The sequence below is a fragment of the uncultured Corynebacterium sp. genome, from assembly GCF_937999985.1.
Taxonomy (GTDB): Bacteria; Actinomycetota; Actinomycetes; order Mycobacteriales; family Mycobacteriaceae; genus Corynebacterium.
In genome coordinates this window covers 1-9,084 of the sequence record NZ_CALLDG010000100.1, presented here as the reverse complement: position 1 = coordinate 9,084, position 9,084 = coordinate 1, and the positions used below count along the sequence as shown (strand labels likewise).

Annotated in this window: 10 protein-coding genes; all 10 read right to left on the bottom strand. The window is 65.1% G+C overall.

The features are described from left to right. Window positions 1–738, bottom strand: a 738-nt coding sequence (locus Q0331_RS04660; protein ID WP_367274962.1) for a DUF6779 domain-containing protein, incomplete at its 3' end; no start/stop codon positions are given. A 10-nt stretch (window positions 739–748) separates the two neighbouring features. After that, entirely contained in the window at window positions 749–1,243 is a 495-nt protein-coding gene (locus Q0331_RS04655) for a DUF3180 domain-containing protein (protein ID WP_298075300.1), read from the bottom strand. Between the two features lie 63 nt (window positions 1,244–1,306). Then, window positions 1,307–1,870, bottom strand: coding sequence for a 2-amino-4-hydroxy-6-hydroxymethyldihydropteridine diphosphokinase (gene folK, locus Q0331_RS04650; protein WP_298075298.1), 564 nt, complete (start codon window positions 1,868–1,870; stop codon window positions 1,307–1,309). Further along, on the bottom strand, window positions 1,867–2,232 hold the full coding sequence (gene folB, locus Q0331_RS04645; protein ID WP_035004717.1) for a dihydroneopterin aldolase: 366 nt from the start codon (window positions 2,230–2,232) through the stop codon (window positions 1,867–1,869). The genes folK and folB overlap by 4 nt, the downstream gene beginning before the upstream one ends. Continuing rightward, entirely contained in the window at window positions 2,225–3,076 is an 852-nt protein-coding gene (folP, locus tag Q0331_RS04640; protein ID WP_298075301.1) for a dihydropteroate synthase, read from the bottom strand. The genes folB and folP overlap by 8 nt, the downstream gene beginning before the upstream one ends. A gap of 83 nt (window positions 3,077–3,159) precedes the next feature. Then, window positions 3,160–3,756, bottom strand: coding sequence for a GTP cyclohydrolase I FolE (gene folE / locus Q0331_RS04635; protein WP_298075296.1), 597 nt, complete (start codon window positions 3,754–3,756; stop codon window positions 3,160–3,162). Continuing rightward, window positions 3,756–6,164: an ATP-dependent zinc metalloprotease FtsH gene (gene ftsH / locus Q0331_RS04630; RefSeq protein WP_298075294.1), complete on the bottom strand. Its 2,409-nt coding sequence runs from the start codon at window positions 6,162–6,164 to the stop codon at window positions 3,756–3,758. Before ftsH ends, folE begins: the two co-directional genes overlap by 1 nt. 68 nt (window positions 6,165–6,232) lie before the next feature. Continuing rightward, on the bottom strand, window positions 6,233–6,814 hold the full coding sequence (gene hpt / locus Q0331_RS04625; protein ID WP_298075291.1) for a hypoxanthine phosphoribosyltransferase: 582 nt from the start codon (window positions 6,812–6,814) through the stop codon (window positions 6,233–6,235). A 118-nt stretch (window positions 6,815–6,932) separates the two neighbouring features. Beyond that, complete coding sequence (gene tilS / locus Q0331_RS04620; protein ID WP_298075289.1) at window positions 6,933–7,952, bottom strand: tRNA lysidine(34) synthetase TilS; 1,020 nt, start codon at window positions 7,950–7,952, stop codon at window positions 6,933–6,935. Window positions 7,953–7,955: 3 nt separating this feature from the next. Then, window positions 7,956–9,084, bottom strand: a 1,129-nt coding sequence (dacB, locus tag Q0331_RS04615) for a D-alanyl-D-alanine carboxypeptidase/D-alanyl-D-alanine-endopeptidase (RefSeq protein WP_298075287.1), incomplete at its 5' end; no start/stop codon positions are given.

Here is a 9,084-nt window from a genome sequence, read left to right as displayed (position 1 = left end):
ATGGGCACGATGATCTGCTATGCGGTCATCATGGTGCTGTGCCTTGTGTGGCTGTGCTTGCTGGCCCGGCTGCTGCTGGCCTGCCGACTGGGGCGCCGGACGGCCCGCAGCTTGGGGCGCCTGTCCGCTGACGCTGTGCCCCAGCTCACGGACTCGCTCGGCGGTCGCACGCACGGCGCGCTGCTCGCCCTCGTCGAAGTTCTCACCGGTCAGCTCCGCCAGCTGCTTGCGCATGTGAGCCAGCTCCGCACGCAGCTCCTCCAGATGCTTATCGCGCTGATCCTGGGACTTCTTGGCCTCTGCGGCATACTTCGCCTGCGTCGCAGCCTCGCGCTTTTCCAGCTGTGCGCGCTCGTGTTCCAGCTGCGACTGGAAGTAGCTCTCCTGGTTCTCCGCCTGTTCGCGCGCCAGTTTCAGGGCACCTGAGTAGCGCAGCACCAGCACCACGCCGAAGAAGGCAGCCCAGAGGGCGGCGATAAGCGCCACCTTCAACCAACCATCGGAATCCATGAACAGCATCAGCACGCTGGCCAGCAGCGCCAGAACCACCAAGCCGAACATGAGGAAGCGGGAGAGCCCCGAAGGCTCGTTGGCCGCCACGGAAGAGCCCTGTAAGTCCGAGCCCTGGAAGTTGGAGTCGTCCTCGTACCCCAGGGATTCCAGGGACTGGTGCCCGTCGAAGGGCTGCGACTGCGGCTGGTGAGACTGCTGTGGCTTAGGAGACTGCTGGAAGCTCATGGACAACACACTACCCAACGTCGAGCCCGTTGGGCGTTAATGGCGCATCTGGCGGTGGTGCTTCGCAGCTGCGCTCCAACCAAACCCCGGCCGCAACGGCCGCCAGAGCTCCCAACGCTCCGGCGATCACGCCCGGCACATCAGCCTCCGCGGCCATGAGGTGCCCAGCGTTCGGCAGCACATAAAGTCCCGCCCCGACGAACACTCCCAGGAACACCGACCCGGCCCACGCCGTGGCCTGGCCGAGCGCCAGCCACTGAACCACAGTCGTCGGCTGCATCTGCGTGCGATCCATCCCCACCCCGCTGCTGCTGCCAATGCGCTTGCGGATCACCCAGCCCGCCACGGCGCACACGATTGCAAAGACCCACAGCAGCACGGAGCCTGTGGTTTTAATCGGCGGGAAACTTCCATAGAAGCTCAGCGTGCTGACCCAGGCGATGAGGGCGCACACGATCGCCACGACAGCCAGCGTGGAGATCTTCGTGCGCTTCAGCGGGCTCATGTGCTGCCTCTTTATCCCTAGTCTTTGGCCCTAGTCTTTATCCCTAGTCTTTGGCCCTAGCCTTCAGCCCTCGCCAGAGCTCGAAAGTTCGGATGGATCCGCCGGGACGATGGCTTCCCGCTCGGCGGGATCAACCTCTTCCAGCCATTCCAGGATGCCTCGTCCACCCAAGGTACACCAGGGTTCCCGGGCCAACTGCAAGTCGCTCAGCGGCACCAGCACAAACGCCCGCTCGTGGGCGTAGGGGTGCGGAATAACCAGCTCAAACCCCCACTTCCCCTGAGATTGCAGGGGCTGGGACTGGGCGTCAAAACCAAAAAGAATGTCCACATCGACGGTGCGCGGGCCCCACCGGACTTCGCGCTCCCGCCCCGCGACAGCCTCGGCGAATTGGCAGTGGTGCAGCAGCGCGAGCGGATCCAGCGACGTGCGCACGGCCACCACGGAGTTGCGGAACTCCTGCTGTTCCACCCCACCCCACGGCGGGGTGACGAAGATCCGCGACTTCTCCACAATCTCGATGGCCGGGTGCATCGCCAGCAGCTCATAGGCGCGTTCGATCTGTGCGGTGGGGCTGCCCACGTCGCCGGGCATGTTCGAGCCGATTCCCAGGAAGGCTGTAATCATCGCTTGGACCTCCGAGCCACCACCCGCACGTCGCCGAACGGATGGGCGATCGGCGCCTGTGGCTTGTGCACCGTGACCTCCACGGCGTACACCCCGCCCAGCTCCGCAATCTGGTCGGCGATGTTCGAAGCCAGAGTTTCGATCAGGTCGTGGCCTTCCTGCACCTCCACCGCGTTCACTGCGATGTCAGCCAGCTGCACGTAGTTGATCGTGTCTTCCAACGAGTCCGAATCCGCCGCGGCGCGGAAGTCCGTCCACACCACCATGTCCACGATGAACTTCTGGCCGGTGTCCTTTTCGTGCGAAAACACGCCGTGGTGGCCGAATGCCTCCACGCCGATGAGCTCGATGCGGTCAGCCACGTCGCGCCCTCCATTGCTCGTCGATGTCGGGGCCGCGTCCGGTGGCTATGGCGTGTGCAACGTCCACTGCGGCCCGTGTCGGGGCTACTTTATGCACCCGGACGGCCCATGCGCCAACTGCCGCCGCCAGCGCGGAGGTGGCCGCCGTCGCATCGTCCGCCGATTCCGGGGTGCCGGGGTTGCCGTCGCTCGCGGGGCGCAGCGCGGTGAGGAAGCGCTTGCGCGAGGCCCCCACCAGCACCGGATAGCCCATCTGCACCAACCGGTCGGTCGCGCCGAGCAGCTGCCAGTTTTCCTGCGGAGTCTTCGCAAACCCGATGCCGGGGTCCAAGTAAATCTGTTTCTTGGTGACGCCTACCGCCTCCGCCGCTTCGATCCTCTGCTCGAGCCAACCGATGACGTGGCCGACGATGTCCTCGCCGTGATCGTGGTAGCCCTCAGCTCCGGCGAAGTCCGCGGCGTTTCCTTTGTTCCAGTGCATGAGGATGATCGGCAGGCCGGATTCCGCAGCCAGCGGAAGCATGTCGGGGTCCGCCAGGCCGCCGGAGACGTCGTTGAGGTAGGTGACGCCCGCTTTCCAGGCGGCCCGCGCCGTGGATGCCCGCATCGTATCGATGCTGGTGGCGATGCCCCGACGGGATAGCTCCTCGATGACGGGGGTGACGCGGGCGGCCTCGACCTCCGGGGCGACGCGGGTGGCGCCTGGGCGGGTGGATTCCCCGCCGACGTCGATGATGTCCGCGCCGTCAGCGACCATCGCCTCGGCGTGTGCCAGCGCAGCCGCAGTGTCCGGATAGGCCCCGCCGTCGGAGAAGGAATCCTCAGTGACGTTGAGGATGCCCATCACGAGGGTGCGCTGGGGTTGGTTTGCGCTGGACTTGTTTGCGCTGGGCTTGTTTGCGCTGGGGTCAGTCACGGTAGAACCAGTCACGGCCGGATCAGCGCCATTGCCTCTGCGCGGGAGGCCGCGTTCTTCTGGAACCCGCCGCGCACCGCGGAGGTCACCGTGTTAGCGCCGGGCTTACGGATGCCGCGCATGGCCATGCACAGGTGTTCGGCCTCGAGCACAACGATCACTGCGGAAGGGTCCAGCTTGTCCACCAGCGCGTCGGCCACCTGCGAGGTCAGGCGTTCCTGAACCTGCGGGCGCTTCGCCAGGCCGTCGATCAGGCGGGCCAGTTTGGACAGGCCAGTGACCTTGCCGGATTCACCGGGGATGTAGCCGATGTGTGCCTTGCCGAAGAAAGGCACCAGGTGGTGCTCGCACATGGAGTAAAAGGTGATGTCGCGCACGAGCACCAGCTCGCGGTGATCCTCGCTGAAGGTCTTGTTGAGAACCTCCGTGGGGTCCTCGTACAGCCCAGCGCACGTCTCGCGGTAGGCGCGAGCCACACGGGCCGGGGTTTCCTGCAGACCTTCGCGGTCGGGGTCTTCGCCGATGGCGAAAAGGAGTTCGCGGATGGCCGCCTCTGCCCGCTCCTGATCGAAGGAGCCGGGGTCTAGCGGCTGTTGTGAGCTATTCACTACTTGTCTTCCTGCCTGTGCTGGCCACCGGACTCGTTGCCGTTGTAGCCACCGTTGTGCTTATCCCAAGGGAACGTCTGCTCTGGCATCTCGCCGCGACGGTACCGCTGCTGCGATTCCTGTGAGTCTTGCGCACCCTGCGCGTCTTGCGGACGCTGCGGCTCTGCCTGCGGCTGCTGCTCGGGCTGCACAGCTTGCTTCTGCTGCGCGGGTTTCTCCGGCTGGTGATCTGGCTGCTCGTTGTCGGGCAGGCGGAAGCCGCGCTCCTCCTCCGGCGCCACCGGGCGGGCGGTGCCTTGCCCCAGCTGGGCTTGCTGGCCATGCTGTACGGGCTGACCCTGCTGGGTCTGTGGGAACTGCTGCTGGCCCTGCTGCAGGCGCTCCGCCTGGCGCTTCTCGTTCTGCGCCTTGCGCTTTTCCATGCGCGCACGGCGGGCGGCGGAGAAGAAATTGGTCTTCTCCGGCGGCTCCTCGCCACGCTCACGGGCCAGCTCGACCGGAGTCTTCACCGGCTCGCGGTGGTCGCACGGGCGGTCCAGATCCTGCATCGGGAAGATGTCCGAGACCTCGCGGGTATCGATGCCCTCGAAGATCGCCTCCAGGTCCGGGCGGCGCAGAGTCTCCTTCTCCAGCAGCTTGGAAGCCAGGGTATCCAGGTAGTCCCGGTTTTCGCGCAGCACGTCGTAGGCCACCTGCTGGGCCTTGTTCATCAGCATGCGCACCTGCTCGTCGATCTGGTTGGCCACGTTCTGGGACGGCTGGTTGCCTCCCTGGCCGCCACGGCCGACAAACGGGTCGCCGTCGTCCTGGCCGTACTTCACCGCACCCACAACGGGGCTCATGCCGTACTCCACCACCATCGCGCGGGCGATGTTCGTGGCCATCTCAATATCCGCAGAAGCACCGGTGGTCGGGTTACCGAAGACCAGTTCCTCGGCGGCGCGACCGCCCATGGCGAAGACCAGGCGGGCGAACAGCTCGGAGCGGTTGTACATGCCCTTGTCGTCCTCGGGGGCGGTCATGGCATGGCCACCGGTGCGGCCGCGCGCCAGGATCGTCACCTTGTAGACGCGGTCGATGTCCTTCATCGCCCAGGCAGCCAGCGTGTGGCCGCCCTCGTGGTAGGCGGTGACCTTCTTCTCGTGCTCAGAGATGATCTTCGAGCTGCGGCGCGGTCCACCCACCACGCGGTCGGTGGCCTCTTCCAGCGCGTCGGCGGTAATCACGTTGCCGTCCACGCGGGCAGTCAGCAGGGCAGCCTCGTTCAGTACGTTCTCCAGATCCGCACCGGACATGCCCGCGGTGCGCTTGGCCAGCGACTTCAGATCCACATCCTTAGCCAGCGGCTTGTCCTTCGCGTGGACGTTCAGGATCTGCTCGCGGCCCGCCAGGTCCGGGTTGGTCACCGGGATCTGGCGGTCGAAGCGGCCCGGGCGCAGCAGCGCCGGGTCCAGGATGTCCGGACGGTTGGTGGCGGCCATCAGGATCACTCCGTCGCGGTCGCCGAAGCCGTCCATCTCCACCAGCAGCTGGTTCAGGGTCTGTTCACGCTCGTCGTGACCGCCGCCCATGCCGGCGCCGCGCTGGCGGCCGACCGCGTCGATCTCATCGACGAAGATAATGCACGGCGAGTTTTCCTTGGCCTGCTTGAACAGGTCACGCACGCGGGAGGCACCCACACCGACGAACATCTCCACGAAGTCGGAACCGGAGATGGTGAAAAAGGGCACGCCTGCCTCGCCGGCCACGGCGCGGGCCAGCAGCGTCTTACCCGTACCGGGCGGGCCGTACAGCAGCACGCCGCGCGGGATTTTCGCTCCCAGCGCCTCGTAGCGGCTCGGGTCGGTCAGGAAGTCGCGGATCTCGTCCAGCTCCTCCACAGCCTCGTCGGCTCCAGCGACGTCGTCGAAGGTCGTGTCCGGGTTGTCTTTATTCAGCTGCTTGGCAGTGGACTTACCAAAGCCGAAGGCGCCCATGCCGCTACCGCCCTGCATGCGGGACAGCATGAACATCAGCAGGCCGAAGATCAGCAGCATCGGAAGCAGCATCACCAGCAGGCTGCCCAGGAAGCTATCCTCGGTGACCTTGGTGTTGTACTTCTCCGCCTCGGACTTCTTCACCGCGTCGAAGATCTCGGGCGCGGCCCGGCCGGGGTACTTCGCGATGACCTGCTCGATGTCCTTCTTGCCATCGACCTCGATAGAGTCCTTCAGCTTCAGCTGTACCTGCTGCTCACGATCGTTGATCTGAGCTTCCTTGACGTTCTTGTCTTCCAGCTGCTTCAGCGCTATTGAAGTCTCGACTTCGTCGTAGCCGCGGGCGTCATCAGTTAAAACACCGAACGCATAGATCGCGATGAGGATCACAGAGACAATGCCCGCGATCCTCAGTACCTTCTTCTTGTCCATATTTCCTAGAGTGTTGTTGGTTTAAAATGCCGTGCGAACAGCGTTCTATGTCGCTTAAATCTAGCGCTTTACTGGTAAACGCGCGGGTGCAGGGTGCCCACGTAGGGCAGGTCGCGGTAGCGCTCGGCAAAGTCCAAGCCATAGCCCACAACGAACTCGTGGGGGATGTCAACGCCGACCTCGGCCAGGTCGATCTGTACCTTCTGTGCCTCCGGCTTGCGCAGCAGCGTAACGACGGACAGCGACTTCGGGTTGCGGTTGCGCAGGTTCTTCAGCAGCCAGGAAAGGGTCAGGCCGGAGTCGATGATGTCTTCAACGATCACCACGTTGCGACCCTCGATGTCGCGGTCCAGGTCCTTCAGGATGCGCACCACGCCGGAGGAGCTGGTGGAGTTTCCGTAGGAGCTCACGGCCATGAACTCCAGCTGCGTCGGGATGTCGATCGCCCGCGCGAAGTCGGTGATGAAGAACACCGCACCTTTCAACACGCAGATCAGGATGAGGTCGTCTTCCTCGTCGCGGAAACGGTCAGCGGTGGCCTTGGCCAGCTCGTTGATGCGGGCGTGCAGCGTTTCCTCGTCGATGAGGACACTTTCTAGATCGTCGCCGTAAGGGTTTTCCGGGACATTGAAGTTCTTCTCGCTGTGCATCGCAGACCTCGTTTTCCTCGCTTGTTTCGCAGTGCTTTCGCAGTGTGGCTTCGCTGTCTTGGCTCCGCTGCATTGGCTTCGCCATTTTGTGCCTGCCTGGCATTCTAGCGCGCAGCTGCTACCTGGGGACAGTCGCTAACTGTAGGTAACCGTCGCGACGTTGCACGACCAGGCGGTGGGTGCGCCGTTGCTCGGTAGATGCAGGTAGGTTCTGTGGCCACGGCACTGCTGCCCCTCCCTGCCCTTTCCATGCGATGACCAGCGCGTCTATCGCGTTGAGGTGTGCGCTCGTGAGGGGGCCAGCTTTGTCTGCCAGCCATTGTTTGAGCGCCCTGCGCCGAAGTGCCGCCGGTTGCTGTTGTAGTTCGGTGCAGTTTAATGACGCCCCCTCCTCCGCCGCCTGAAGTTCCCGCCCAGCGAGCGCGTCGAGCAGCTCGACGTCTTCGCGGAGCATCTGCGCGGTGCGGGCCATGTTCGCACCGATGTGCTCCCCGAGCGCATCTTGCAGGTAGGGCAGCACGTGGGTGCGGATGCGGCTGCGCAGGTAGGCGTCGCTGGAGTTGTGCGGATCCTCCCACCAGCTAAGGCCGGCGGCGCGGCATTCTGCCTCCGTGTCCGCGCGAGTGCAGTTCAGCAGTGGGCGGCCGAGCCACGCGGCCCCTGCGGCCACGGCCGCGTGGTCGGTGTGTACGGATCGCATCCCGGCGATGGCTTCCGCCCCGGAGCCGCGGACCAGCCCGATGAGCATCCCTTCTGCGTCGTCATTCGCCGTGTGAGCCACCAGGAGGGGCCGCCCGGCGGCCGCCGCACCGAGGGCTTCGTAGCGCGCCTGGCGCGCCGGCCCCTCCCCCGGGCCTTCCACGTCGACGGTGCGGATCTCCGCAGTCGCCCCTAGGGTCAGCGCGGCATCCGCGGCCTGCCGCGCCACCTGCGCGGAGCCTTCCTGCAGCTGATGGTCCACCACCACCGCGTGAACTTTCACCCCGCAGCGCAGCAGGCCGTGCACCAGCGCCAGGGAGTCCGCCCCGCCGGAGAGCCCCGCTGCCACCCCGGCGCGAACCTGTTCCGCGCGCGCTGCGGACTCGGGGCTGGTTTCCAGCTCTCGCAGCCAGACTCGGATCTGCGACTGCACACTCATGGCTTACTCGGCTGAACGCACCGCGTTCGCCAACCGATCCAGCGCCGGGCGAGCGGAGTTCGGATCGGACTCATTGGAGAGGAAAGCAAACGTCAGCGCCCGCCCCGAGTCCGTCATAACCGTCCCGGCCAGGGCGTTCACGCCGGAAAGAGTGCCGGTCTTGGCACGCACCCAGCCGGCGGAGTCTTCCGAACCAGAGCCGGAACCATAGCGCGCCTCCAGCGTGCCCTCCACGCTGGCGACCGGCAGCATATCCAGGATGTCGCGCACCTCCTTGTTGGAGAGCACCCCGTCTAGTTCGTGGGCAGTTAGGCGGTTCTTCTCGCTCATGCCGGAGTTATCAAAGAGCGTTGCGTCCTTGGTATCGATCCCGTGCTCCTTCAGCACGTCGAGCGTCGCGCTCGTGGCGCCCTCGAAGGTCTGCGGCTCGCCCTGGGACTTCGCAATCTCTCGGCCAATGGCCTCGGCCATGATGTTGTCGCTGTGCACCAGCATGTCGCGCAAGCGCACGTTCAGCGGCGCGGACTGAACGGTTGCGATGGGGTCTTGGTCGCCGAGACTGGGCGTCATTTCCTTAGCAACACTAGCAACCGTGACCTCCGCATCCGCGCCGAGCGCATCGGCGAGAGCGCGCCCCACATCCTCGCCAGGGTTGTGGGAGCGGGCGGAATCGGAGGTATAAGGATCGAGGCGACCGGCATCAAGCATGACGGCATCCAGGTTGGCGATGTTGCCGCCGTCGATGTCCTCACGGTCCCAGGTCTTGTTGAAAAGGTCGCCGGAACGGATCGAGTTATCCACGACGATGGAGGTCACAGCTTGGCCGCCCAGCTTCTTCTTCGCCTTCTCGGCCAGCTTGGTTACCGAGGCGGCATCGGTGAAGAAGCCCTCGCCATCGCGGGACAGCGACACATCGCCATCGCTGCGCAGGATCAGCCGACCCGGATCATTCGGATCCTGCAGTAGGTCGGTGGACCAGCGGCTATCTTCGTCCAGCGCCAGGATCGCGGCGGCTGCAGTGTACAGCTTGGTGGCAGAAGCCGGGGTGAGCTTCCGGTTCTCGTCCTTCGCCCACAGCACCTCGCCGGTCTCAACATCGGTGACGGAGGCGGACAGCACTCCCAGAGCCGGA